Origin of the sequence: Paenibacillus thermoaerophilus (assembly GCF_005938195.1) — a bacterium.
GTDB lineage: Bacteria > Bacillota > Bacilli > Paenibacillales > Reconciliibacillaceae > Paenibacillus_W > Paenibacillus_W thermoaerophilus.
In genome coordinates this window covers 22,390-46,968 of record NZ_VCQZ01000002.1, presented here as the reverse complement: position 1 = coordinate 46,968, position 24,579 = coordinate 22,390, and the positions used below count along the sequence as shown (strand labels likewise).

The following is a 24,579-nucleotide window of genomic DNA, read 5'->3' as shown; positions in this document are numbered from 1 at the left end:
AGGAGAGGTCCCGCCGACCGAACGTCGGAGGGACCTTTTTTCGTCAAGCGTATTTGAGCACGACGCTGGCCAGTATATCCGCCACGTCCTCGCAGGCGTCGGTCGTCTGCTCCAGCCGCTCGTATATCTCCTTCAGCTTGAAATCGTGATAGGGGTCCTTCGGATTGCTGAAAATTTCCCGGATGCCCTCCCGCATCAGCCGGTCTCCTTCGTTCTCCAGGCTGTTGATCTGAATGGTGTGCTCCCGGATCTGCAAATACTTTTTCTTCGACAGCAGCTTGAAGGCTTGCAGAATATGGTCGCAGGATTCGACCAGCACTTCGGAGAACTGCTTCATGACGCCGTTCGAGAATCCGATCTGCATATAATCGAACCGCGCGATCGTCGCTTCCATCCCGTCCATCACATCGTCCACTTTAACCGCCATTTCCAGAATATCCTCGCGGTCGAGCGGAGTCATAAACACCAGATTCAGCCCTTTGTAAATCTGATGGGTAATCGAATCGCCCTTATGCTCCAATTCCCTGAGCTGCTCGTAATAAGTGGCGGGCGGCCGGTCGCCCATCATCGCGCTGCGGAACAATTGGGCGCCCTTCAGGGTGTTTTCCGCGGACTGAATCAGCAGATTAAAAAAGTCCACATCGTTCTTTTTGGAGAACGGAAGCATGATGATTCCCTCCATCTATCGGTATTGGTTCGGGACGGATCGCAATCCCACCATAACATATAAGGAAATTGCTGACAACAGCGGATATTCCCCATATAGGCGCATGGCCTTAGTATGTCCGGCCCATTCGCTTGATTTTCCGCTTGGCGGCATGTACATTGGAGGAAGCGTCTAGTGGCGCAATTTATATCTGGAGAGTGATGTTGCGATGTCGCGTTGGTGGATCGACAACGGATTGCTTCTGACGATGAGCGATGCGGCTCCCGTCATCCGCGGCTACATGTGCGTGGAGAACGGGCGAATTACATATATCGGGCAGGACAGACCTCAAGGGGACGCAGGCGAGCGGGTGGACGGCCGGGGCAAGCTGTACATGCCCGGACTGGTCAATACGCACAATCATGCCGCGATGTCCTTGCTGCGCGGGTTCGGCGACGATCTGGCGCTTCAGGTATGGCTGGAGACGAAAATGTGGCCGAACGAAGCGAAGTTTACCGATGAAGACGTGCGCTGGGGAACGCTGCTGTCCATCGTCGAGATGCTCAAGAGCGGCACGACGTGTTTCGTCGACATGTACGACCATATGGACGAGGTGGCGCAGGCGGTGGCCGAATCCGGCATTCGCGGCTGCCTGACGCGGGGCGTCATCGGGCTGTGTCCGCCCGACGTGCAGACCGCCAAGCTGGAGGAAGCGATCCGCTTCGCGCGGACGTGGCAGGGGGCGGCCGACGGGCGGATTACGACGATGCTGTCGCCGCATTCGCCGTACACGTGCCCGCCCGATTATATCGAGCGCATCGTCGAGGCGGCCCACGATCTGGACGTGCCGCTGCACACGCACATGTCGGAGACCCGCCGGGAAGTCGAGCAGAACGTCGAGCAGTACGGCCTGCGTCCGCCGGCGCATCTCGCCAAGCTCGGCGTGTTCTCGCGCCCGTGTCTCGTCGCGCACGGCGTGCATCTGACCGACGAAGAGATCGAATTGCTCGCGGAGCACCGCGTGCATGTCTCGCATAACCCGGGCAGCAATCTGAAGCTGGCGAGCGGCATCGCCCGGGTACCGGACCTGCTGCGAGCCGGCGTTCGCGTATCGCTCGGGACCGACAGCTCCGCCAGCAACAACAACCTGGACATGTTCGAGGAAATCCGCCTCGCCGCGCTGCTCGCCAAAGGCTCCAGCTTCGACCCGACGGCCTTGCCCGCGGCGCAAGCCTTAAAGCTCGGCACAGTGGAGGGCGCCCGCTCCATCTGGCTGAACGACGTCGGCACGCTGGAAGTCGGCATGCAGGCCGACGTGATCTCCATCGACGTGGAGCAGCCGCATTATTACCCGCAGACCGATTATATCTCCCACATCGTGTACGCGGGTTCGGGCGCCGACGTACGCGACGTCTGGGTGCAGGGGCGCCAGGTGGTCCGCAACCGCGAGTGCCTGCTCGTAGACGAAGAGAAAATCCGCCGCGAAGCGCAAGCCTGCTATCAGCGGCTGACCGGCAACTGACGTAGGTCGGGAGGTCGCGGCCATGCGAAAGGGGCACAAGACGCTGGCGGCTTCCGTGGCCGCCGTGCTGCTGATCGTCGTGCTGACGATTGTCGGTTACCGCCAAATCCAGAAGGGCGTGTGGGCCGAAGAAGCGGCGGCGGAGCGGCGCGCGCTGGAAGAAACGCCGCTTGTCGAGGCGGAAAAAATCGTGCCGTTCTACGGCAAGGAGCTGATGATGGTCGTTCACGGCAAAACGGAGAGCGGCCAGCCGGGTTACGCCTGGGTGACGGATTCGGAGGTGCGCTTCGCGCGAGCCGACGAAGGGGTCGCGGAGTCCTTCGTCCGCGCGGAGACGATCCGGCGGCAGCCGTCGGCGGACATCCGGCGCGTATCGCTCGGCATGTACCGCGGCTGGCACGCCTGGGAAGTGTTGTATACCGCGGAAGACGGAAGCGGACAGACCCGCACGTATTACGATTATTATCGGTTTAACGACGGCGAATTACTCGAAACGGTAAAGCTGAAAGCCTGATCCGCATCCGGAGCGGGACGCGTTACCACACATTGCATCGGGGTTTGTCTATCGAATTATGATATACTCTCGGTATAGCAGGATCGGCGATTCCGTTCCTGCGCCGGGAGTTTTTTTATGGACCGCAAGTTTATCGCATTGGCATTTACCAAAATCCAACTGAATTGAAATAGAAAGGGGAACGATCCATGAAATTGCGAGCGATGCCCATAGCCGCCGCGGCAGCCGTCTCGGCGGCGCTGCTGTTCGGCGGATGGACCATCTACAGCAACGTGGCGACGGTCTCCCCGCTCGAGACGATCGCTTCCGGCGTTCCGGGAGTGGAACAAGCCCATATCAAAGTCGGCGGAGATCGCGTCAACGTCCAACTGCAATTGGCCCCGCAGGCTTCGCTGCGGGAAGTGGTCGCCAAGCTTCGGAGCGACGGCGGCAAGCAGATCGACGGCCGCGAGCTGGCGGTCACCGTGAATAACCCGGCATCCGACAAGCTGGAGCAATGGTGGGCGACGGTGCTGTTCGACGTCGCTCAGGCGATGGAGACGAAGCGGTTCTCCGATATTCCCGCCAAGCTGGCTGCGGCCGCGGAGGGGAAAGGGATCTCGGTCCGCGCCGAGATGGACGACGATTACGTATACGTGACGCTGGTCGACGAGAACGGCGGCGGCAGCAAATTCGTCATGCTTCCGCGCGTGCCTGCGCAACTGGAGGCATGGGGCCGATGATGCGCAATTACGCCAAGGAAATCGCGATCGGCGCCGTCCCGGTGCTGCTGCTGTTTTTGCTGTATATCGGGTATAACATCGTGCCGCTGCTGCTGCTGGGCGGACTGGCGACGGTGCTGGCGGTTGCGATCCGTTCGCGCGGCATGGCCGGTCTGGGAATCCGGACCGGAGGCCGCCATTCCGAAACCCGGCGGACGCCCCCGCCGATCGGCTTCGACGAGATCGGCGGCCAGGAACGGGCCAAGCGCGAGCTTCAGGAGTCGCTGGAATTTCTCATCAAACACGAGGAGATCCGGCGGTTCGGCATCCGCCCGCTGAAAGGCATTTTGCTGGAGGGACCTCCCGGAACCGGCAAAACGCTGCTCGCCAAGGCGTCGGCGCATTATACCGATTCGGTGTTCGTGTCGGCCTCCGGCAGCGAATTCGTCGAGATGTATGTGGGGGTTGGCGCGAGCCGCGTGCGCGAGCTGTTCAAGGAAGCCCGGGAAGCCGCGGCGAAGCAGGGCAAATCGAGCGCGGTCATCTTCATCGACGAGATCGACGCCATCGGCGGCAAACGCAGCGGCGGACAAAACCGCGAGTACGACCAGACGCTGAACCAACTGCTGACCGAGATGGACGGCCTGCATCCGAACGAGACGCCGCGCATCCTGGTCATCGCCGCGACGAACCGCAAGGAGATGCTGGACCCGGCGCTGCTGCGCCCGGGCCGATTCGACCGCCATATCGCGGTCGACCTGCCGGACAAGGCGGCCCGGCTGCATATCTTGCGTCTGCACGCCAAAAACAAACCGCTTGCGGACGAAGCCGATCTGGAGCAGGTCGCGTCGGAAACGTTCGGATTTTCGGGCGCGCAACTGGAGAGCGTCATGAACGAAGCGGCTATCTATATGCTGCGCGAAGGCGCGGACAAAATTCGGCCGGAGCATCTGAACATGGCGATCGACAAAGTGATGATGGGCGAACAGACGGACCGCCAGAGCACGCAGGAGGAGCGCGAGCGCGTCGCGATCCACGAGCTGGGGCACGCGATTATGGCCGAGCTCGCCCGCCCGGGCTCCGTCTCGCAAGTCGCGCTCCGGCCACGGGGGCAGGCGCTCGGCTACGTCCGGCATTCGCCCGCGCAGGATCATTACCTCTACACGAAGCGGTATATCGAGCAGCAGATTATGATCGCGCTCGGCGGCGCCGCGGCGGAAGAGCTGTTCTACGGCGGGCGGAGCACGGGATCGCGCAACGACTTCGAGCAGGCGACCGATCTCGTCGGCATGATGATCGAATCCGGCCTGACCGGTCTCGGCATCGTCAAGCGGGATTTCGTGACCAAGGAAGAATGGTCGAAGGAGAACAACGCGATTCTTGAGCAACTGATGGAAGAAACCCGACGCACGCTCGACGCCCGCCGGGATGTGTTCAAGCATGCGCTCGACAAGCTGATTCGCGAGGAAGTGCTATCCGGCGACCGGTTCCGCGAGCTGCTGCGGGAAAGCGGAGACGGGGCGGCTTGACCGGTCCCGGCGCGCCGGACGCGGTGCGATCGGATGGGAGCCGCAATCGGACCGGGACGGAAACGTCCCGGTCTTTTTGCTGCCCTTTTTGCTGCCGGTTGCCCTCGGGCGGGATCGTGGCGAAAGGTGACGCATTCTGTCAAGGAACTGTCGCCACTGCTCCTGTCGGCAGGCCCGCGGATATGGTATATTGATTACGTATGCCTCAGTCAAGCAGTTGGAAGGAGACGTAGGGTAAGTTTGAACAACTTCATCATCAAAAAAGTCGCTGTCGTCGGCGCCGGCACGATGGGACAAGGCATCGCCCACATGCTGGCCAGCCGCGGACTCGATGTTCTGCTGGTCGAGAAAAACGCCGAAAATCTCGAGCATGCCTGGGAAATGATCCAAATCACGCTGGACAAGGAGCTGGAGCGCTGGGCGATTACCGCCTCCGAGAAAAAGCTGATTTTGTCCCGTATCCATAAAGTCGAGGATTGGCAAGCGATTCGCGAAGCCGATCTTGTGATCGAGACGATTACGGAAGATCTCAACGCCAAAAAAGAAGTGTTCGCCAAACTGGACGCGTTGTGCAAGCCTCACACGATACTGGCGAGCAATACGTCGACCCTGTCGCTGACCGAACTCGCCGGCACGACGAAACGTCCGGAGCGGGTGGTCGGCCTGCATTTTTTGCATCCGGTCAACAAAATCGATCTCGTCGAGCTTGTTCGCGGCCTGAAGACATCCGAGGAAACGATGTCGGCCATGCAGCACTTCGTGGAGAACGTGTTGGAGAAGAAGGGCATCAAGGTCTACGAATCGCCGGGTTACGTCACGACGAGACTGATCTGTCTGTTGATCAACGAAGCGTTGCACGCGCTTTCGGAGGGTGTCGCCAGCGCGGAGGACATCGATTCGGCGATGCGCATCGGCTACGATTTCCATTACGGGCCGCTGGAGATGGCCGACCGCTTCGGGCTGGACTCGGTCCTGCTCGCTCTGGAACGCATGTTCCGGGAGTACGGCGAGCTGAAATACCGGCCGTCCTTCCTGCTGAAGAAAATGGTCCGGGCCGGCCATCTGGGCGTGAAAACAGGCGAAGGCTTCTTCCGCTACGACAAGGACGGTGACCGCATCTCATGATCGTCTTGGTCATTAACGCCGGGAGCTCCTCGATCAAATATCAGCTCTACCAGATGAAGTCGGAGACGGTGCTGGCGCGCGGCCGCGTCGAACGGATCGGCATGGATTCGGCGATCGTCACGCATGAAGCGGAAGGCAAGCCGGAATTTCGGGAGGTTTGCGAGATTCTCGATCATACGTCCGCGCTGAAGCGGATTACGGACATTCTCGTTCACCCCGAATACGGATCGCTGTCGCATATAAGCGAGATCGAAGCGGTCGGACACCGTGTCGTGCACGGCGGCGAGTCGTTCCCCGAATCGGTTGTCGTGACGACGGAGGTCAAGCAGGAGATCCGCAAGCTGTTCGATCTGGCGCCGCTGCACAACCCCGCCCACCTGATGGGCATATTGGCGGTGGAGGCGATCCTGCCGGACGTGATGCAGGCGGTTGTGTTCGATACGGCGTTCCATCAGACGATGCCGAAGACGAGTTATTTGTACGCGATCCCGAATATTCTATACAAGCGGCATAAAATACGCCGGTACGGCTTTCACGGCACGTCGCACATGTACGTCAGCCATCAGGCGGCGGCTCTGCTCGGCCGGCCGCTGGAAAGCCTCAAGCTGGTCACCTGCCATATCGGCAACGGAGTAAGCTGCACAGCCGTCCTCAACGGCAAATCGTACGACACCAGCATGGGGATGACGCCGCTGGAAGGGCTGATGATGGGGACGCGCAGCGGGGATCTCGATCCCGCCATCGTGTCGTATACGATGGCCAAAGAAGAACTGTCCATCAACGAAGTGAACTCCATGCTGAACAAGCACAGCGGTTTGTATGCGGTGTCCGGCGGACTTGCCGACATGCGGGAAATCGTCGAAGCGATGAACGACGGTGACAAAAACGCGAAGCTCGCCTTCGACATGTACGCGTACCGGCTGCGCAAGTACATCGGCGCGTACGCCGCGGCGATGAACGGGCTTGACGCCGTCGTCTTTACGGCGGGCGTCGGGGAGAACAGCCCCCAATTGAGGGAAGCGGTGTGCGAAGGCCTGACGTTCCTCGGCTTGCGGCTCGACCGTGAACGCAACCGTTCCCCGGAACGGGGAGAGCGCCGGATCACGGAAGACGGCTCGCCGGTGGAAGCGCTTGTGATTCCGACCAACGAGGAGCTCGTCATCGCGCGCGACACGTACCGGCTGGCGTTAAATCGAGGTAAAGGGAGCTGATTGCCATGACTTCCGGAATGCCGGAATTGACGACGATCCGGGAACTGCGGAACTACGCGGGCCAGACGGTGCGTATCGGCTGCTGGCTGCACAACAAGCGCTCCAGCGGCAAAATCCGGTTTTTGCAGCTTCGCGACGGGACCGGCTTCGTGCAGGGCGTCGTCGTCAAAAACGAAGTCGATGAAGCGACGTGGGAAGCGGTTTCCCGGCTCTCCCAGGAGAGCTCGCTGTACGCGACCGGCGTCGTGCGCGAGGACCCGCGCAGTCCCGGCGGCTACGAGCTGTCGGTGACGGGGCTGGAGATCATCCAGATCACCGAGGATTACCCGATCACGCCGAAGGAGCACGGCATCGACTTTCTGATGGACCGCCGCCATCTGTGGCTGCGCGCCCCGCGCCAGCGCGCCGTGATGGTCATACGGGCCCGGATTATCCGGGCCGTGCAGGAGTTTTTCGACTCGAACGGATTTACGCGGGTCGATCCGCCGATCCTGACGCCGTCCTCCTGCGAAGGCACAACCAACCTGTTCCACACGAAATATTTCGACGAGGACGCGTATTTGACGCAAAGCGGCCAGTTGTATATGGAAGCGGCGGCGATGGCTCTCGGCCGCGTCTATTCGTTCGGCCCGACGTTCCGGGCGGAGAAGTCCAAAACCCGCCGGCATCTGATCGAATTTTGGATGGTCGAGCCGGAGATGGCGTTTGTCGACCACGAGGAGAACCTGCGCGTTCAGGAGCGGTTCGTCTCGCATATCGTCCAATCGGTGCTGACGAACTGCCGCCGCGAGCTGGAGACGCTCGGCCGCGACGTGTCGAAGCTGGAGCGGGTGCAGGCGCCTTTCCCGCGCATCACCTACGACGAAGCCGTGACGATGCTGAGGGAGATGGGGTTCGAGTTCTCCTGGGGCGACGACTTCGGAGCGCCGCATGAGACGGCGATCGCCGAGAAGTTCGACCGCCCGGTATTCATCACCCATTATCCGACGGCGATCAAGGCGTTCTATATGAAGCCGCAGCCGGACCGTCCGGAAGTCGTGCTGTGCGCGGATCTGATCGCTCCGGAAGGCTACGGGGAGATTATCGGCGGCAGCCAGCGGATCGACGACCCGGAGCTGCTCGCCGAGCGGTTCCGCGAACACGAGCTGTCCGAAGAAGCGTACGGCTGGTATATGGATCTGCGCCGGTACGGCACGGTTCCGCATTCCGGCTTCGGACTCGGATTGGAGAGGGTGGTCGCCTGGATCTGCGGGCTCGATCACGTGCGCGAGACGATCGCGTTCCCGCGAATGCTGTACCGGCTGTATCCCTGATCCGTATAGCCGCTTAACGAATCGTTCGAGGAGGGGCATATGGAGCGAAAGTCCAAACCGAACATCGCGCTGCAGACCGGACTGCTCACCGGGTTGCAGGAAACGTCCGTACAGGTCCCCGGTTTGCTGCTGAAATACATGAAGCCGCTCAAGCTGAGCGAGCTGGAGGTCGTGCTCATTCTGCAAATTATGGCGTTCAAAACGGCCGAGCAGAACGATTTTCCGACGCCCGAACAGCTTCTGGAGCGCATGAACGCGGAACCCGCCGAGGTGATGGCGGCGCTGGAGCGGCTGCTGAAGGAAGGGTATGTGCAGATAGACGAACGGCTCGATCCCGTCACCGACGTGCAGTACGAGGTGTACAACATGACGCCGCTGTGGGCGAAACTGGCGACGCTGCGGGCCGAAGAGCTGGCGGCGGAGGTTGAGGCGCTGGAGCGGGAGAGCCAAACGGCGGAACGCGGCGGCGGACGCCGGGACATCTTCAGCGTGTTCGAGCAGGAATTCGCCCGTCCGCTGACGCCGATGGAGTGCGAGACGATCTCGATGTGGCTGGACAAGGACCGTTTGCCGGAGGAGCTGATTCTGGCCGCTCTGAAGGAAGCGGTATTCTCCGGCAAGGTGCATTTCAAGTATATCGACCGGATTTTGCTGGAGTGGAGCCGCAATCAGGTGCGGACGGTCGAACAGGCCCGCGAATACGCGCAGCGGTTCCGCGGCGGACGGTAAACGGGGAGCAGAACGGACATAAGGCTTGTCGGCTTGAGGCCGGCAGGCTTTTTTTATTTTGGTCACAATAATCCCGTTTTTGGGCACAACAGTCACTAGGGCTGAGGGCGCCTGTTTTTTTATAATGAAAACGCAACCAGTTATTAGAAAGGGAGGGTTCCATCAAACGGAAGGGGATGCGGTTCCAAACCATACGCCAGAATCGTTCAGAAGCGCAAGCCGAATAAAAGGGGGATTAACAAATGGCCACATTCAAACGTATCTCGGCCGTTTTGCTGACGGCTGCTCTTGTCTCCAGCGCCGCTATCGCGGGTTGTTCGGACGGATCGAAGGAAACGGCGTCCGATTCCGGCGGCAAGAAGACATCGGAGCCGGTCAAGCTGAAGCTGTTCATGGGCAACTCGGGAATGGCCCATCCCGAAGGAGTGAACCCGAGCGACAATCCGTACATGAACTTTATCAAAGAGAAATCGGGTGTCGATCTGGAGCTCGAAGTGCCGGGCTACCAGGATTTCAAAACGAAATTCAACCTGATGCTGTCCTCCGGTTCGCTTCCCGATCTCGTCCACACCTGGTATCCGAACGAGGCTTACCAAGCCGCGGACCAGGGCGCTTTTATCGACTTGAAATCGTATTACGACAAATCCCCCATCGTCCAAAAAGTGATTACGCCGGAAATGATGGAGATGGCCAAGTCCGCGAGCGGTCATTATTACCGCATTCCGATGCGCAACACAAACGCTCCGCAGGGCTCGGGCGTCGCCGTCCGTTACGACATGCTGGTTAAATACAACGAAGGCAAATACCCGGAAACGGTCGACCAATGGATCGAGCTGATGCGGAAAGTGCACGCGGCCGAGCCGAACTCCATCGTCTTGTCCAACCGGGTAGCGAACACGGACACCGCGCTCGGGTTCGGCGGGCTGCCGATTTTCTTCTGGTACGGGGCACTGCCTTACCAATACCGCGTTCAGGACGGCAAGGTGATCAGCACGTTCCAACTGCCGGAATACCGCGCAGCCGTGGAAACGATGAAGATGCTGTACGACGAAGGCATTCTCGACAAGGAATTCGCCACCAACGACAACGTCAAGTACGGAGAGAAGAAGACGAACAAAAACGTCATGTTCGAATACAACTCCGCCGACCAGTTCATCCCAACCGGCCAGGAAAAACGGCCTCAGGACAAGGACAAGGAATGGCAGCTCGCGCCGGCGCTGAAGCAGTATCCGTCCGTGCTGAAAGATCCGAAATACGCGCAGCCGTACAAAGGGTTCCCGATCACCGACCACGGGATTTATATCTCCAGCCAGTCGAAGCACCCGGACGAAGCGTGGAAGGTCATCGAGACGTTTGCATCCGACGAATTGCACGAGCTTATTTTCTGGGGCAAGGAAGGCGAAGACTACACCGTTAAGGACGGCAAGAAAATTCCGGTCGAAGGCAAAGGCCTTTCCGACAAGAGCCAATACTACAAGCTGCATCTGGGCTTCATATTCGGCTTCAGCGACCGTCTGGAATCCAGCATCGCCGCCGCCGAGCAGGTGATGGACAAAGGCGAATTTGCGAGAAGAATGGAAGGGCTGAAAAACTGGGAGACTTACGCCAACAATACCGGACTCCGTCTCGGCAACTTTGTCAAGCTGTCCGCCGAAGCGGCCAAAAAGGTGGCGGAATCGAACAACTTTATTTCGCAGGCGACCATCGAAGCGATCATGGGCCGCATCACTATGCAGCAATTCGACCAAAAAGTGGCCGAATTCGCGAAGAAATACGGCTTTATTTATGACGAATACACGAATTACATGCAAGAGCATAAAGACGAACTGAGAAAATTCGGTGTGAAGGAAGTCGATTGGTAATCGTGGGCCCAGGTGCCCGCGGCAGGCCGCCAGAAGCAAAACGCCGGCTGCCCGCCTGCGGGCATCGTTTTCTTTAGGCCCGGCAGACCAAACAAAGGAGGAAGCGCCGCCATGGGTTTGACGCAGCTGCGAGCCGCCAGAACGACTTCGCTCCGGAAAAAGCAGATTTACAAAAAAACGTTGTTTTCGCTTTATCTGCTGCTCGCTCCGACGATAATCCTGCTGTTTGTGTTTCACTACATCCCGCTTTACGGCATCATTATCGCCTTTAAAGATTTTTCGCCTTACCGCGGGATTTTCGGAAGTCCGTGGGTCGGCTTCAAGCATATCGCTTATTTCCTGCAGGACGAAGCGTTCTGGAAAGTGATGAAGAACACGCTGATCATCAATTTTTACGACCTGGTGTTCGGCTTTACCGCACCGATCGTTTTTGCGTTGCTGGCCAACGAAATCGTGCACGCCGGCTTCAAAAAAATCGTTCAGACGATCTCCTATTTGCCGCACTTTTTATCCTGGGTCGTCGTATCCGGGGTGTTTTACCAGATGCTGTCGCCGGAAACCGGCATGGTGAACAAGCTGCTTGGTTTGTTCGGCGTCGAACCGATTTTTTTCATGACCGAGCCCGGCCTGTTCCGGGGAATCGCCGTGTTCGCGGAAATATGGAAAAACGTCGGATGGTCGGCGATTTTGTATTTCGCCGTGATCGCGAGCATCGACACGAGTTTGTACGAGGCCGCGATGATCGACGGCGCCAGCCGTCTCCGGCAGATTTGGCACATTACGCTTCCCGCGATGGTGCCGATGATTATCCTGCTGCTGCTGCTCCGGCTGTCCAACCTATTCTCCATCGGCTTCGACCGGATATTTACGCTGCAAAATTCGCTTGTGCTGGACGTCTCCGACGTGACGAGCACCTATATATACCGGCTCGGTCTGGAGCAGGCGCAATACAGCCTGACGACCGCGATCGGCGTTGTGCAAAGCTTGCTCGGCTTCATCCTGCTGGTGTCGGCGAACCGGATCTCGAAAAAACTCGTCGGTATGGGACTTTACTAGAAAGGCAGGCTTCCGCGATGCGCGCTCATTCGGTGTCCCGCAAACTGTTCCAAGTGTTTAATGCCTTCTTGTTTCTTTTGTTTTCAATCTCGATTGTCGTGCCGTTCGTCAATGCGATCGCCATTTCGCTCAGCAGCTACGATGCGCTGGCGACCGGCAGCGTCAACCTGTGGCCGAAAGGGTTCAGCTTGGAAGCCTACAAAGAGCTCGCGTACAGCAAACAGTTTTTGCGAACCTTCCTCAATACGGTCGGCCTGACGGTCGTGAATACGGTGCTGACCATCACGGTGTCGCTCGCGGCGGGATATTCAATGGCGCATAAACATTTGTTGGGAAGATCGGCGCTATTCATTTATTTGATCATCCCGATGTACTTCAGCGGCGGCTTGATTCCGACTTATCTGCTTGTCAACAAGTTGGGGCTGACGAACACGTACGCCGCGCTTGTGCTCCCGCAGATCGTCAGTACGTTTTATATCATCGTCTTCCGCAACCAGATCAACCAGTTGCCCAAGGAGTTGCTCGAATCGGCGGAGATCGACGGGGCGGGCGAAACGCGCATTTTGTTCAACATCATCCTGCCGCTTGTGCTACCGATGACGATGGCGTTTGTCGTGTTTAGCGCCGTCGCTTATTGGAACGAATGGTTCAACGCGCTGATCTACATCCGCGACCGCGAGATGTGGACGCTTCAACTGCAGCTGAGAGACATACTGATCAACACGTCCCAATTCATCGACCAACAGACGCAGAACGCCCTGATCGGGGGAGCTCCGATCGTCCATCCGGAAAATATGAAGATGGCCGCGTTGATGCTGACCGTACTGCCGATCATAGCCGTATACCCGTTCGTGCAAAAATATTTCATCCACGGCCAGCTTGTCGGGGCGGTGAAAGGATGAGCGGTATGCATACACACCTGGACCGGGAGCGGTTCGGCGTCCCGGAGCGTTGGGGCGGTCCGGTGCGCGTACCGCTTGCCCAGTCCGCCGTCTATACGCGGAACGGCCGGGGGGAGAACATTCAATATGTAGTGATTACGGGAGCGCCGGCCGTCCTGTATGCTTTAAATGCGGACACGGGAGCTTTGCGGCACGCCGTTCCCGTCCCGGGGACAAACGTCATCTGGGCGATGGCCGCCGCATCCGACGGCAACCTGTATATCGGTGGGGATTCGGACGGCATGCTGCACCGGTACGATCCGGATCGGCGGAAGCTGGAGGCGGTCGGAGCCAATCCGTGCGGCAACGTCGTCTGGGATTTGACGGAAGGAAAGGGTGGCAAGCTGTACGGAGCCACCTATCCGGAAAGCAAAGTGTTCGAATACGATATGAACACCGGAGCGTTCCGCGATATGGGAACGATGATGGAAGGCATGCGGTACGCCAGAGGAATCGCGGCCGCAGGCAGCGCCCTGTATGCGGGAATCGGCCCCAAGCTGCATTTGATCCGGCTGGACAAGGCGACGGGGGAGAAAACCGAGATTCCGATTCCGAAGGCGGGCGGGAAGGGGTTCGTGCACGGCCTGTCCGTATACGGCGGCAAATTGTTTTTGTACGCGGAACGGACGCTGCATATCGTGGAGGAGCGTTCCGGAAAGCTGCTGCGGTCGATCCCGAACGCAGGCAAAATATCGCCCCCGTCGCCCCGGGGCCCGCGGTTATGCTACTACAAGCAGGAACGCTCGCTTTACGCGTATGACTTGGAGACGGACAACAGCTTTTTTGTCGCGGATTTTCCGGACAACTATTCCGGCTTGGAGGCGAGAGCGTTCGCGTGGCTGACGCCGGCCCGGGGAGAGCTGGCCGGCCGCTGCGTGCTGGCCGGGACGGGGGCGTTCACCGAATCGTTTTTGTACGATCCGGCGGAATCCCGGTTTGTCGAAGTCGCTCTTGAGGTCGAGCCGAATCCGGTGATCGTTAATGCGCTGCACGCTTTTGACGGCCGCGTGTATGCCGGCGGCTATCAACGGGGGCTGAACGTATATGAGCAGGAAACCGGCCGTTTGCTTTATCGCAATCCGGCCATGCATCAGCCGGAGGGCATCGGCGACCTGGGAGGCGCGGCTTATATCGGCGCGTATCCCGGGGCCGGAATGTACCGGTTCGTTCCCGTCCGGCCGTTCGATTATCGCCAGGACCCCGAAGGAAACCCGGGGTTGGCGGTCAAAATCGGAGACGGTCAGGACCGACCTTTCGCCATTACGAGCGGCGATGGGAAGCTGTTCGTGGGCACGTTCCCCGGCTACGGAACGCTTGGGGGTGCGCTTTCGATTGTGACGGAGGACACGGGGGCGGACGGTACCGCCGTTCAAATCCGTTGCCGAACGTACCGCAACCTGATCCGCAATCAGAGCGTTGTCGGACTGGCCTATCGCGACGGCAAGCTGTACGGGGGCACTTCCAGGGCGGGCGGACTGGGCATCGAGCCTGCGGAACCGGAAGCGAAGCTGTTCGTGTTCGATCTGGCCAAGGAAGAGATCGTGGCGGAAGTTACCCCGAGCATCCCCGGCGTGGACGCGCCGATCGAGATGATCGGCGATCTCTCGTTTGGGCCGGACGGATTGTTATGGGCCGCGGTGGACGGCACGATTATCGCGGTGAATCCGGACACCCTCGAAATCGTCAAAAGCAAGGTGGTGTACGAAACCAAATTCCGCAGCAGCAAGTTCCGGCCGTTTTACTTGAGATGGGGAAAAGACGGGCTGCTGTATACGACGCTGGGACGCCGGTTGACTGCGGTCGATCCGTCCACGCTACAAACGGTTCAACTCGTTGACGACGAGGTTCACGTCATGACGGTGGGGGATGACGGCACCGTATATTACGCCGTCGGGACCGAGCTGTACCGCCTTCGGCGGTTGCCGTAAACGCGCGCCGAGCGGCCGCGGAGAAACGCCGGGAATGGAAAAGGCTGTGCGTTTAAGCCGAATGGGCTTAAACACACAGCCTTTCTCTGTCGGGGCCGGATGCGTCCGATCTGCCGGCCCCTTGCAGCGCGGGAAAAATCAACTCGACGAGGAGGAAAACCGTTCCGCCCGGTGAAGAGGCTTCAGCTTCGATTCCAGCAATCCCATGAGCAGTCCGCTCGTGATTTCCGCCACTGTCCAGCCGGATTCGATCGCCCACGGGCCCCAGCCCGCGTCAGCGGGAGAGCCGAACACTTCGTTCCGCTCCACATCAAACGCGCGCGCCCAAGCGCCGTCGATCACGGGATTGTCGCTGACGATCTGGGCGCCGGCCATGAAACGGGCCGTATCCGTCCAACGCTCCTTAAACCAACTGTCGCCGGTGATGAAGTAGGCTTGCATCCACCCGATCGCAAGCCAGTTGTTGGAGTAGAGCAGGTCGGCCACCGGGTCCCCGTTCCGGCAGAGCAGCGAGCTTTCCCCGGCGCCGGCTTTGTGGCGCATCGCCGCGGCATATCCGTCGTCCCATTCGAGATAGGCGCCGCACGGATGGGCGAAGGCTTGCAGGTCGCGGGCCACCCGATACAACCATTGCAGATGCAGCTCGTCGCCGGTGACGGCATACAGCCAGCTAAGCGGCAGAATAAGCCGGCACAGCTCCTGGGTTTGGCTTTGCTCGCGTTTCGTGTTCGGATAAGCATTCATGATCGTGCTTAACCCCGCAAGAGCCGTCCGTCTGTATTCGTCGCGTCCTGTCAATCGGTAAGCGATGCACAGCGCCGCGTAATAATAGGCGTTGTAGTGGGCGCTCGGGAGGTTGCCCGGCGTCGACCGCAGCCGCTCCAATTCTTCGGCCGTCAGCTTGTTGTTGTCCGTGCGGAACGGACGGGTTCCGTCGGTCCCCGTCGTCCGGATGAGAAATTGGAGGACGTCCTCGCATTCGCGCAGCCGGTTATCCGTTCCTTCATAGAAGCAGCGGAACAGTTGGGGCAAAATCGCCCGCGCCGCGTCATCCTGGTAACAGACTCCCCACGCTTGATCGGTCCACCGCATCATGCCGTATAACGGGCCGGGCTCCCGGTTCACATAATGATCGAACACATAGGCGGCCAAATTTTCGGATATGCGTCTGCTTTCTTCGTCCCCGGCCAACACACCATGCAGCCAGAACGGAAACGCCAATTCGCCGATGCAATCGACGCGCAGATACCGGCTTACTCTTTGGCGGCCGGTATAATCTATTTCGGTTCCGAGTCCTTCCCGGGCGCCGTCCGCCCCGTCCCGGAGCAGGATGCCGGAACGTCTGATCCATAAGAGGGCGCGGTCTGCCGTCCTGCGGATATCCGCTTCTGTCACAGGTTCGTTCCCCCGCGTTTCCGACGCGACCCGGTAAGAGCGGGGGAACGGCTTCAGATCCGTCTCGGCGCCGTACAGCCAGTTCAAGATGAAGCCGATCAGCTTGCGGACCCGCTCGTGCGGGGCGTGGCGGGCGCGGACGAAGTTCGCCAACCGGAACGCGCAGACAAGCAAACGTCCTTCGGCTTCGAACCAAAGCGCCCGTTCTTGGGACGCCGCATCTTCGTGCAAATCCGCCGGAGCCATTCGATCGTGGGCATGGGCGACCGCATACGAGAGCAACGGCTTGACCGGGGCGCAAGTAAAGGCGTGGGGGCGAAGGCGTTCGCCGCACTGGTCGTCGATCAAAGCGCCCACGGGTTCGTCGGGCAGCCAGTCCGGCGAAACCACCGCAAGACGGGCATAACGGGTGGAGGCGGGCGATTCGAAATACACGTGGCCGATGCTTCCGGTGTACTCGGCGAATACGCGCTTTCCGGCGGCGCATTCCCGCTCGATCCGATTGCGGAGCGGCGGCGGAAGCAGCAGCGGCTCCGCGTCCGCGCCCCCGAGAATGGCGATCGAATCGACGGCGTTCCAGTCGATCGCCAACGCTTCGGAAGGCTTTGCGACAATCAGGCGGGGATCCAACGTTTTCATGCAGAACAGCAGGTCGCTGTCCGTTTCCGTAATAACGGCGACTCGTTTTCCTGTCAGCGGACTCATGCCGATGCTCCTTCTTGGGTATTCGTTTACAAGTAATAAAGTATCATCCTTCCATCCGTGAGCCCAGATCAAAAATGTGAGTAAAAAGCGGACTATTGTGACCTCAAACCGCACGTATAGTCAAAGCGATTGAAAAAATGTATACTACAGAAGTACCAGTGATACATAATGACGGAGAACGGGGAGAGCAGGCGATGGGTAAACCGTCCCGCAGTACATTTCAGGCCAAATTCACGCATATGCTTGATACGCTGCGACAGGAGATAAGCTCGGGCGTTTACGCGAAAGGGGATTTTCTTCCGCCGGAGTCGGCGCTGATCGAACGATTCCAATTAAGCAAAAATTCCGTGCGCAAGGGTCTCGATCAGTTGGTGAAGGAAGGGCTGATCGTCAAAATTCCCCGCGTCGGCACGCAAGTGGCGGGTCCGTCCGGCAAAGAAACCGTACACTTTTTCGTTTATTCTTCGCTGTACGAGGAAGTATTGTTAAACGAGCTGCTCGCGGAATTCCACGCGCAACACCCGGACATTCAAGTGGAGACGGTGGATTTTAGAGGAATGACCGCCAAAACGTTAACCGATCTTCTTCAACTGGGGATCGCGGACGTTTTGGCGGTGAATGTAATGGACTTTATGCTGCTTCGCGAGCAGGACACCCTGCCGCTTCTGGAAAAGCAGGAGGCCAAGGAAAGCACGTATCCGTTCTTGAACGAGCTGTTCGCGGATCGGGAGGGGCGGCTTTACGTTCAGCCGTTTATCTTTTCTCCGCTGATTGCCTGCTACAACAAAGCGCATCTGCACAGCAGGCGGCTGTTCGAGCCGGACGGCGGATGGAGCTGGGACGATTTGTGGGAGCTGACGCGAAAATTAAAGTCGCCGGACCGCTACGGCATATTTTTTACGGTCGCGTCCGCCAACCGGTGGCCGGTCTTTTTTATCCAGAACGACGCCCGGTTCGAACGCGGCAGCGGCGGCGGGCTGGAGCTCGGCGAGGACATGCTGGCCGTCCTTCGTTCGGTGCGCGACCGGATTTATGAAGACGGGGTTTTCCCGTTGGCGATGTCGTCGGGCGGACAAGAACCCGAGGAGTTGTTCAAGCAGCAAAAAATATCGCTTATGCTCACCACCTATTTCCGATTAAACCATCTGAAAGACGCGGAATTCGAGTTTGACGTGGCTCAGCTTCCGCGCTTTCGAAACAACGATACGCTGCTGTTCTGCACGGCGCTCGGGATCAACTCGCGGTCCAAGCGGAAACAAGCGGCGAGCCTGCTTGTCCGATATTTGACCTCGGAGGCGGCCCAGACCTCTATTCGCAAACGCACGTTCAGCTTGCCGGCCAACAAATGGGTCGGCGATACGGTGCGGACGGAGCTCGAACGCAAGCCGTCCCGTTTCGAGCTTTATCGGGAAATGGCGCCGAAGTATGCGACGTACGAACGATTGAACCTGAAGATCGAGGAGATGATCCTGTTCGGAAATGCGTTGAAGCAATACTTCGCCAAAATGGCGGACGAGCGGGGCTTGCTCGAATTGGTCAACGGTCAGCTTACGCGATAGCGCATGGATCGGAATGCCGTCATCCGCAAAAGGATGGCGGTTTTTTATGTTTATATATGAACTACATGAATACCAATTGACCGTATTTTCCGGATGGTGCTATAATTTAATTCAATATATATGATCTACATATAATCCAAAACAATTTTGCTGGGGGGTTACGGCCGTGGCAATGGAACAAGCTGCGATGGCTTCCGCATTTTCGATGAAAAAACCCGCGATTCCTTTTCGCAGACCGGCAAACTTGTTTTACGAAGAAGAGTGGACGCGGCTTATTCACGGAGTGGAAGCCGGGGACAGGGACGCTTTGGAGAAGACGATCCATTCTTTTTTTCGCAGAGCGACCGCGTCCAATGAGCCATGCAGCTATCCGGAGGAATTGTCTTACTTTTTCGTAAGCGTGTACGCTGTGCTTGTGCATCGGCTGGGCATCGGTCTGCGGACATTTCTGGGGCCGGAGGAATGGGAGCGGCTGCGCCGGCCGGAGCGGTTTTCGTCTGTGGAAGACATGAAGAGATGGTGGGTGGCGCGCTTCGACGAACTGTGCGGAACGTACGAAAGCTGCCGCCTCGACAGCAAATACAGGTTGGTTCTCGAAGTCGAGACGTATATGGAGAATCATCTGTCCGACAGCATCACCCGCGAGCGGGTGGCGCGGCATATCCATATCAATCCTTCGTATTTGAGCCGCGTGTTCAAGGAGGTGACGGGCGAGTCGTTCTCGGCTTTCGTCCTGCGCAAAAAGATGGAAAAAGCCAAATACATGCTGCAGGTGCAGAAAGCGCTCGTGTACGAAGTGGCGGATCAACTGGGGTATCGGGACCCGAGTTATTTCGCACGGGTGTTCAAGAAATATACGGGCAAATCTCCGTCGGAATATCAAATGTAAAGGGGCATGATTCGGTGGAGGGAGCCTGACGCGATCCACGATACATGGAGCCGCAGGAAGCCGGTCCGATGCCGCCGATCAGCTTTCCGAAGACGGGAACGGAGCATCGTCCTCCGCGAAGGGCGACGCTCCGTTGTTGTTTTTATTGCCCGCCGCGCAAGCCCGCGAGCCGCACCTGGTACTCGAACAGAAACTCGAACGCTTCGAGATGGCGTTTCGCTTCGAAGCTGTTGGCACCCCAGGCGTATATGCCGTGGTTCAGCAGCAGGACGCCGGGAACGCGCGGCTCGATGCGGCCCTCCACCAGCTCCGCGATACGCGGGATATCCGCATAGTTCGGCAGGATCGGCACCCGGATCTCCGCGTCTTCCTCCCAGATGTTGAAGGCTTTGATCAGCTCGACGCCTTTGATCGGCACGTGGCCGCGGTCCTTGTACAGCTCGGAGGCGAGGTTGTTGAATACCGTATGCACATGGAAAATCGCTCCCGCGCCCGTCAGACGGTAGATCTCGCAGTGGATCAGCGTCTCGGCGGACGGCTTCAGCGAGGTGGCCTCCACCGGCTTGCCGTGCCGGTCGACCAACAGGAAATCTTCCGGCGTGGAGACGGATTTGTCTTTGCCGCTTGCCGTAATGGCGAAGGTGAATGCGTCGGGGGCGAAATCGCCCACGCGGACGGACAGGTTGCCGCTCGTGCCCGGAAACCAGTTGCGCGAGGCGAACAGCGCCTTGACCTCGCTTAACTCTTTAAAAGCCCGCTGCTTGTCTTCCAATCGAATCGTCATCGGTTTCGTTCCTTTCCTTTATCCGTTCAAATAAGCTCCGGTCCGCGTCCGGGCGGTCAGGCGCGGCCGGTCTGTAAAGCCTCACGCAGCCCGTCCACGACTTCATGGAACGTCTCGTACGGCACGTAAGGCATGCCGATCTCCCGGCAGCGCTCGGCCAGATGGGAGCGGGCGAAGACGAGGTCGGCCAGCTTCGCGCCTTCGAAGTCGGTGACGCTGTCCCCGATCAGGATGCGCCGGTAGCGGTCGTTCGGGAAGCGGCGCATGATCGTCGTCTTGCACATGCCGCAGTCCGTCCGGCAATGCTCGTCGCACGGATGCGGCCAGGTGATCTCGATCGTCTCGCCCGCGAAGGAGCTGCCGTTGCAATAAATGCGCTCCTCCGGGATGCCGAACGGCGCAAGCAGCGGATATACGAAAAAGTCGATGCCGCCGCTTGTGACGTAAAACTCGATTCCGTTCTCCCGGCAATAATTCAGCAGCTCGGCGAATCCGGCGCGAATGCGCGCGTTGCCGATCGCGTAGCGGACGATCTCTTCGCGCCTGGCGGTCGGGAGCAGGGCGAACAGGCGCCCGACGCCGTCCCGGATGCTGACCCGCCGGCTCAAGATATCGTCCACGATACCGGACCAGCCCGGCGGATCGAAATGCTTCACGATCGCCACGATGTTGTCGTTCTCGGTGATCGTGCCGTCGAAATCGCAAAAGATAACCGGCTGCTTGTTCATGACTTCACTCCCCAGAGCTCGATGGCCGCTTTGAGCGCTTCATGTCCCGCCTCGGCCGCGGCTTCCTGCAGCGTCCGTCCCGCGAGGGCGGCGTCGATCGCCTGACGGAACGCTTGTCCGCCCGCCGCCGTGCCCATCGGATGCCCGTGTATGCCGCCGCCGGCGTTGACGACGACCTCGCCGCCGAAATCCCGCAGGATCAGCGGCACGAGCCCCGGATGGATGCCCGCCGACGGAACGGGGAACGAGCGGCGCAGGGACAGCGCCGCATCCGCGGCCGCGCCGTGCGCGTAGTCGGCTGCCGATTCCGTCAGCAGCGCCTCGCGGATCGCCATGTTCTCCTCGCGCGGCATCACGACCGAGCCGTACGGCGACGGGAACAAGACGAGATCCGCGCCCGCCAGGCGCATCAGCTTGCCGAGCAGCACGTTCGCCGCGATGCCGTAATGCGGCGACGGGTAATAGGCGCCGGCCAAGGCGGGGTGGGCCATCAGCGGTACGTTGATATCCGGGTCGGCGGCCAGCTCCGCGAGCGTGTCGAAGCCGTAGGCCAGCACGTTAAACAGCAGCGCGTTGGCTCCGGCCCCGATCGCTTCCAGCGCGCGCACCCGCAGCTTCGAGGTCGGGCCGGTAAGATTGGCCGCGTACAGCAGCTTCTGGCCGGTTTCCGCTTCGGCTTGTTTGGCGGCGGCCATGCAGGCTTCCACGCGTTTGCCGATCGGCGTCAGCGGGTTTTCGAATAAAATTTCGTCGTCCTTGATCAAGTCGACGCCGCCAAGCGCCTGCTTGTAGAACTGCTCCCGCAGGTTGTCCAGATCGTGGCCGATGACCGACTTGAAGATGCTCATCAACAGCGGGCGGTCGTGAACGCCCAGCAGACCGCGAACCCCGGCCGCGCCGAATTTCGGTCCGGGGAAACCCGCGAGGAACGACTCCGAGAAATGCAGGTCGATCAGCTTGATGCGGCCGTCCATGGACAGCTTGCCGAAGACGGTGACGAGCAGCGCGGGAATGTCCCGGCTGAAGTTGACGTCGGGGTAGGCGATGGAAATATCCGCGTACCGGTTCTCCGGCGGTTCGCCCGCCCCGGGCTCATGCACGTCAACGGAGACGACTTGCCCCAGATGTTTCCGCATGTGAGCTTTTTGGGCCTCCGGCAGCTCGGTCCAGCTCCCGACGGTCAAGCCGACGGCGATTCCGGCCGCTTTTTTATGAAAATCCGCTTTCTCGTCGTGCAGACGATAAGTCGCTACGCAATATCCTTGGGTCATTTGGAACCTCCGCTTTCCGTCCATTGCGATTTGCCGATCGATTCGATCCGCGCGTCGATCTCCGCGCCCATCTCCCGCGCGCGCTCGGCGCAGCGCAACATCGCCTGACGGACGGACGCCTGGAACTCGCGCCCGGCCAGCACCTCAATGGCCGCTTGCGTCGTGCCGTTCGGGGATGTGACTTTGCGCCGCAGCTCGGCGGGATCCTCACCGGTTTTCAGCACCATCGTGGCGGCGCCGAGCACTGTTTGCGCCGTCAGTTCGAGGGCTTGGCGGGGCGTCAGACCTTGCTCGACGCCGCCCGCGATCATCGCTTCCATCATGTAATAGATATAGGCCGGGCCGCTGCCCGACAAGGCGTTCACCGCGTCGATGGCCTCCTCGAGCACGACGGCGGTTTTGCCTGTCGCTTCGAACATCTCCAGCGTCAGCTTGCGCTGCGCCTCCGATACCTCCGGGGAGAACGCGATCCCCGTCGCGCCCAGCCCGATCGTGCTGGACGTGTTCGGCATCGTGCGGACGACCGGCCGGCGGCCGAGTGCGTTCTGCAGCGAGCCGATGGACAGGCCCGCGATCACGGAGACGATCAACTGGCCTTCGCGGAGCAGGGGTGCCAGCTTGAACAGCGCTTCGCCCGCGTCCTTCGGCTTCATCGCCAGCACGACGACGTCCGCTCCCGAGACGGCCTCGGCCTGGTGCCGGTCGATCGTGCCGGCGCGCACGCCGTATTGCTCGCCGAGCTTTTCGATTTTTTCGCCGCCTGAACGGTTTAGCACGTATAGCTGGGAGCCTTTGACGAGCCCGCCCGCGATCAATCCCCGGATCATCGCGACGGCCATGTTGCCGGCCCCGAGGAAGCAGATATCGGATTGCGCCAATGTTTTCGCCTTCATGTTCGTCACCCCCGGATTTGCCCGTTGCCGCGGACGATGAATTTGCTAGAGGTCAAGGCATTTAAGCCCATCGGTCCGCGCGCGTGCAGCTTCTGCGTGCTGATGCCGATCTCCGCGCCGTAGCCGAACTCGAATCCGTCGGTGAAGCGCGTCGATGCGTTGTGGTAGACGGCGGCCGCGTCGACTTCCCGGAGGAACCGCTCGGCCCGGTCCGCGTTCTCCGTGACGATGCATTCGGAGTGAAGCGTGCCGTACCGCCGGATATGGTCAAGCGCTTCGTCCAGGCCGTCCACGACGCGTACGGACAGGATATAGTCGTTGTATTCGGTCGACCAGTCTTCTTCGCTGGCGGCGTTCATCTCCGGCACAAGCGCGAGCGAGCGGGGGCAGCCGCGCAGCTCGACGCCCGCTTCCCGGAACAAAGCGGCGAGCGAGGCCAGATGGCGCTCCGCGAAAGGCGCGTCGACAAGCAGCGTCTCCATCGCGTTGCAGACGCTCGGGCGCTGCGCTTTGGCGTTGATCGCGATTTTTGCCGCCATGTCCGGATCGGCTTCCGCGTCGATATACGTATGGCAGACGCCTTCGCCGGTCTCGATGACCGGGACGGTCGCATTACGGACGACGTTCTGGATCAACGAGCGTCCGCCGCGCGGGATGATCACGTCCAGCAGGCCGTTCAGCTTCAGCATCTCGTCGACCGACGACCGGTCGGAGCTTTCGATCAACTGCAGCGCGTTCCGCGGCATCCCGGTGGCATCCATCGCCTGATGCAGCACCTCGACGATCCGCCGGTTCGAATCGAGCGCGGCCGATCCGCCGCGAAGCACGACGCTGTTGCCGGTCTTGAGGCACAGTCCGGCGGCGTCGACCGTCACGTTCGGACGCGCCTCGTAGACGATGCCGATGACGCCGAGCGGCACGCGGATTTTCTCGATGCGCAGGCCGTTCGGACGTACGGCGGTCTCCAGCGTCTCGCCGATCGGGTCGGGCAGGGAGGCGATCTGCCGCAAGCCTTCGGCGATGCCTTCGATCCGCTGCGGATTCAGCTTCAGCCGGTCCAGCAGCGACTCGGTCAGACCGCCGGCGCGGCCTCTTTCCAGATCGGATTCGTTGGCGGCGATGATGGAATCCTGTTCCGCCACCAGCGCGTCGGCCATCGCCAGCAAGGAGGCGTTTTTGGACGCCGTATCCATGGAGCCGATGGCGCGCACGGCTTCTTTGGCCAATGCGGCCTTGGTGCGTACTTCGCTCATAGCTATCTTCTCCTCACCTATGAAA

The 24,579-nt window shown here is 59.9% G+C and carries 21 protein-coding genes; 14 read left to right on the top strand and 7 right to left on the bottom strand.

Translation table 11 applies throughout. From position 1 onward, the window contains the following. Positions 1 to 43: 43 nt before the first annotated feature. A complete protein-coding gene (locus FE781_RS01655) occupies positions 44 to 667 on the bottom strand; it encodes a DUF47 domain-containing protein (RefSeq protein ID WP_138788102.1) in 624 nt (207 codons plus the stop codon). Positions 668 to 875: 208 nt separating this feature from the next. Here FE781_RS01655 and FE781_RS01650 point away from each other — a divergent pair, with 208 nt between their 5' ends. The 12 genes from FE781_RS01650 (at position 876) to FE781_RS01595 (ending at position 15,077) form a co-directional block, all read left to right on the top strand. Further along, the gene (locus tag FE781_RS01650) at positions 876 to 2,168 is read left to right on the top strand and encodes an amidohydrolase (protein ID WP_138787903.1); all 1,293 of its coding nucleotides are present in this window, start codon (positions 876 to 878) and stop codon (positions 2,166 to 2,168) included. A 22-nt stretch (positions 2,169 to 2,190) separates the two neighbouring features. Then, positions 2,191 to 2,682 carry a cell wall elongation regulator TseB-like domain-containing protein gene (locus FE781_RS01645; RefSeq protein ID WP_138787902.1) on the top strand — a complete coding sequence of 164 codons (492 nt, stop codon included), beginning with the start codon at positions 2,191 to 2,193 and terminating at the stop codon, positions 2,680 to 2,682. Between the two features lie 188 nt (positions 2,683 to 2,870). After that, a complete protein-coding gene (locus FE781_RS01640) occupies positions 2,871 to 3,404 on the top strand; it encodes a hypothetical protein (RefSeq protein ID WP_138787901.1) in 534 nt (177 codons plus the stop codon). Beyond that, complete coding sequence (locus tag FE781_RS01635) at positions 3,404 to 4,912, top strand: AAA family ATPase (RefSeq protein ID WP_138788101.1); 1,509 nt, start codon at positions 3,404 to 3,406, stop codon at positions 4,910 to 4,912. Before FE781_RS01640 ends, FE781_RS01635 begins: the two co-directional genes overlap by 1 nt. Before the next feature lie 240 nt (positions 4,913 to 5,152). Beyond that, positions 5,153 to 6,037, top strand: coding sequence for a 3-hydroxyacyl-CoA dehydrogenase family protein (locus FE781_RS01630; RefSeq protein WP_281281862.1), 885 nt, complete (start codon positions 5,153 to 5,155; stop codon positions 6,035 to 6,037). Beyond that, positions 6,034 to 7,248 carry an acetate kinase gene (locus FE781_RS01625; RefSeq protein ID WP_138787899.1) on the top strand — a complete coding sequence of 405 codons (1,215 nt, stop codon included), beginning with the start codon at positions 6,034 to 6,036 and terminating at the stop codon, positions 7,246 to 7,248. The genes FE781_RS01630 and FE781_RS01625 overlap by 4 nt, the downstream gene beginning before the upstream one ends. 17 nt (positions 7,249 to 7,265) lie before the next feature. Further along, positions 7,266 to 8,561 carry an asparagine--tRNA ligase gene (asnS, locus tag FE781_RS01620; RefSeq protein WP_138788100.1) on the top strand — a complete coding sequence of 432 codons (1,296 nt, stop codon included), beginning with the start codon at positions 7,266 to 7,268 and terminating at the stop codon, positions 8,559 to 8,561. A 39-nt stretch (positions 8,562 to 8,600) separates the two neighbouring features. Beyond that, positions 8,601 to 9,290: a DnaD domain-containing protein gene (locus FE781_RS01615; protein WP_138787898.1), complete on the top strand. Its 690-nt coding sequence runs from the start codon at positions 8,601 to 8,603 to the stop codon at positions 9,288 to 9,290. Between the two features lie 242 nt (positions 9,291 to 9,532). Continuing rightward, positions 9,533 to 11,152 carry an extracellular solute-binding protein gene (locus FE781_RS01610; protein WP_138787897.1) on the top strand — a complete coding sequence of 540 codons (1,620 nt, stop codon included), beginning with the start codon at positions 9,533 to 9,535 and terminating at the stop codon, positions 11,150 to 11,152. Positions 11,153 to 11,263: 111 nt separating this feature from the next. Continuing rightward, on the top strand, positions 11,264 to 12,208 hold the full coding sequence (locus tag FE781_RS01605) for an ABC transporter permease (RefSeq protein ID WP_138787896.1): 945 nt from the start codon (positions 11,264 to 11,266) through the stop codon (positions 12,206 to 12,208). 17 nt (positions 12,209 to 12,225) lie between these two features. Continuing rightward, the gene (locus FE781_RS01600; RefSeq protein ID WP_138787895.1) at positions 12,226 to 13,110 is read left to right on the top strand and encodes a carbohydrate ABC transporter permease; all 885 of its coding nucleotides are present in this window, start codon (positions 12,226 to 12,228) and stop codon (positions 13,108 to 13,110) included. Next, positions 13,107 to 15,077 carry a PQQ-binding-like beta-propeller repeat protein gene (locus FE781_RS01595; protein ID WP_138787894.1) on the top strand — a complete coding sequence of 657 codons (1,971 nt, stop codon included), beginning with the start codon at positions 13,107 to 13,109 and terminating at the stop codon, positions 15,075 to 15,077. The genes FE781_RS01600 and FE781_RS01595 overlap by 4 nt, the downstream gene beginning before the upstream one ends. 138 nt (positions 15,078 to 15,215) lie before the next feature. On the opposite strand, the gene FE781_RS01590 is transcribed toward FE781_RS01595, so the two are convergent. Then, positions 15,216 to 17,177, bottom strand: coding sequence for a hypothetical protein (locus tag FE781_RS01590; protein ID WP_138787893.1), 1,962 nt, complete (start codon positions 17,175 to 17,177; stop codon positions 15,216 to 15,218). Between the two features lie 194 nt (positions 17,178 to 17,371). Here FE781_RS01590 and FE781_RS01585 point away from each other — a divergent pair, with 194 nt between their 5' ends. Both FE781_RS01585 and FE781_RS01580 read left to right on the top strand, forming a co-directional pair. Continuing rightward, positions 17,372 to 18,736, top strand: a complete 1,365-nt coding sequence (locus FE781_RS01585) for an extracellular solute-binding protein (RefSeq protein ID WP_170209389.1) — start codon at positions 17,372 to 17,374, stop codon at positions 18,734 to 18,736. 172 nt (positions 18,737 to 18,908) lie between these two features. After that, complete coding sequence (locus FE781_RS01580) at positions 18,909 to 19,625, top strand: helix-turn-helix transcriptional regulator (RefSeq protein WP_246068006.1); 717 nt, start codon at positions 18,909 to 18,911, stop codon at positions 19,623 to 19,625. A gap of 142 nt (positions 19,626 to 19,767) precedes the next feature. On the opposite strand, the gene FE781_RS01575 is transcribed toward FE781_RS01580, so the two are convergent. From FE781_RS01575 to FE781_RS01555, 5 genes are read right to left on the bottom strand one after another with little or no spacing between them, the layout of a single operon-like run. Then, positions 19,768 to 20,409 carry a methylthioribulose 1-phosphate dehydratase gene (locus tag FE781_RS01575; protein WP_138787890.1) on the bottom strand — a complete coding sequence of 214 codons (642 nt, stop codon included), beginning with the start codon at positions 20,407 to 20,409 and terminating at the stop codon, positions 19,768 to 19,770. A 56-nt stretch (positions 20,410 to 20,465) separates the two neighbouring features. Next, positions 20,466 to 21,137, bottom strand: coding sequence for a 2-hydroxy-3-keto-5-methylthiopentenyl-1-phosphate phosphatase (locus FE781_RS01570; RefSeq protein ID WP_138787889.1), 672 nt, complete (start codon positions 21,135 to 21,137; stop codon positions 20,466 to 20,468). After that, positions 21,134 to 22,408: a 2,3-diketo-5-methylthiopentyl-1-phosphate enolase gene (locus tag FE781_RS01565; protein ID WP_138787888.1), complete on the bottom strand. Its 1,275-nt coding sequence runs from the start codon at positions 22,406 to 22,408 to the stop codon at positions 21,134 to 21,136. Before FE781_RS01565 ends, FE781_RS01570 begins: the two co-directional genes overlap by 4 nt. After that, entirely contained in the window at positions 22,405 to 23,310 is a 906-nt protein-coding gene (proC, locus tag FE781_RS01560; RefSeq protein WP_379252950.1) for a pyrroline-5-carboxylate reductase, read from the bottom strand. Before proC ends, FE781_RS01565 begins: the two co-directional genes overlap by 4 nt. Further along, entirely contained in the window at positions 23,307 to 24,554 is a 1,248-nt protein-coding gene (locus FE781_RS01555) for a glutamate-5-semialdehyde dehydrogenase (RefSeq protein WP_138787886.1), read from the bottom strand. Before FE781_RS01555 ends, proC begins: the two co-directional genes overlap by 4 nt. Between the last annotated feature and the right edge of the window lie 25 nt (positions 24,555 to 24,579).

Coding starts and splice junctions, on each gene's coding strand:
- FE781_RS01655 (WP_138788102.1), bottom strand. CDS start 667: ATGCTTCCGTTCTCCAAAAAGAACGATGTGGACTTTTTTAATCTGCTG.
- FE781_RS01575 (WP_138787890.1), bottom strand. CDS start 20,409: ATGACGATTCGATTGGAAGACAAGCAGCGGGCTTTTAAAGAGTTAAGC.
- FE781_RS01615 (WP_138787898.1), top strand. CDS start 8,601: ATGGAGCGAAAGTCCAAACCGAACATCGCGCTGCAGACCGGACTGCTC.
- FE781_RS01570 (WP_138787889.1), bottom strand. CDS start 21,137: ATGAACAAGCAGCCGGTTATCTTTTGCGATTTCGACGGCACGATCACC.
- FE781_RS01580 (WP_246068006.1), top strand. CDS start 18,909: ATGGAACAAGCTGCGATGGCTTCCGCATTTTCGATGAAAAAACCCGCG.
- FE781_RS01625 (WP_138787899.1), top strand. CDS start 6,034: ATGATCGTCTTGGTCATTAACGCCGGGAGCTCCTCGATCAAATATCAG.
- FE781_RS01600 (WP_138787895.1), top strand. CDS start 12,226: ATGCGCGCTCATTCGGTGTCCCGCAAACTGTTCCAAGTGTTTAATGCC.
- FE781_RS01610 (WP_138787897.1), top strand. CDS start 9,533: ATGGCCACATTCAAACGTATCTCGGCCGTTTTGCTGACGGCTGCTCTT.
- FE781_RS01650 (WP_138787903.1), top strand. CDS start 876: ATGTCGCGTTGGTGGATCGACAACGGATTGCTTCTGACGATGAGCGAT.
- FE781_RS01595 (WP_138787894.1), top strand. CDS start 13,107: ATGAGCGGTATGCATACACACCTGGACCGGGAGCGGTTCGGCGTCCCG.
- FE781_RS01555 (WP_138787886.1), bottom strand. CDS start 24,554: ATGAGCGAAGTACGCACCAAGGCCGCATTGGCCAAAGAAGCCGTGCGC.
- FE781_RS01565 (WP_138787888.1), bottom strand. CDS start 22,408: ATGACCCAAGGATATTGCGTAGCGACTTATCGTCTGCACGACGAGAAA.
- FE781_RS01635 (WP_138788101.1), top strand. CDS start 3,404: ATGCGCAATTACGCCAAGGAAATCGCGATCGGCGCCGTCCCGGTGCTG.
- FE781_RS01590 (WP_138787893.1), bottom strand. CDS start 17,177: ATGAGTCCGCTGACAGGAAAACGAGTCGCCGTTATTACGGAAACGGAC.
- FE781_RS01585 (WP_170209389.1), top strand. CDS start 17,372: ATGGGTAAACCGTCCCGCAGTACATTTCAGGCCAAATTCACGCATATG.
- FE781_RS01645 (WP_138787902.1), top strand. CDS start 2,191: ATGCGAAAGGGGCACAAGACGCTGGCGGCTTCCGTGGCCGCCGTGCTG.
- FE781_RS01605 (WP_138787896.1), top strand. CDS start 11,264: ATGGGTTTGACGCAGCTGCGAGCCGCCAGAACGACTTCGCTCCGGAAA.
- asnS (WP_138788100.1), top strand. CDS start 7,266: ATGCCGGAATTGACGACGATCCGGGAACTGCGGAACTACGCGGGCCAG.
- FE781_RS01640 (WP_138787901.1), top strand. CDS start 2,871: ATGAAATTGCGAGCGATGCCCATAGCCGCCGCGGCAGCCGTCTCGGCG.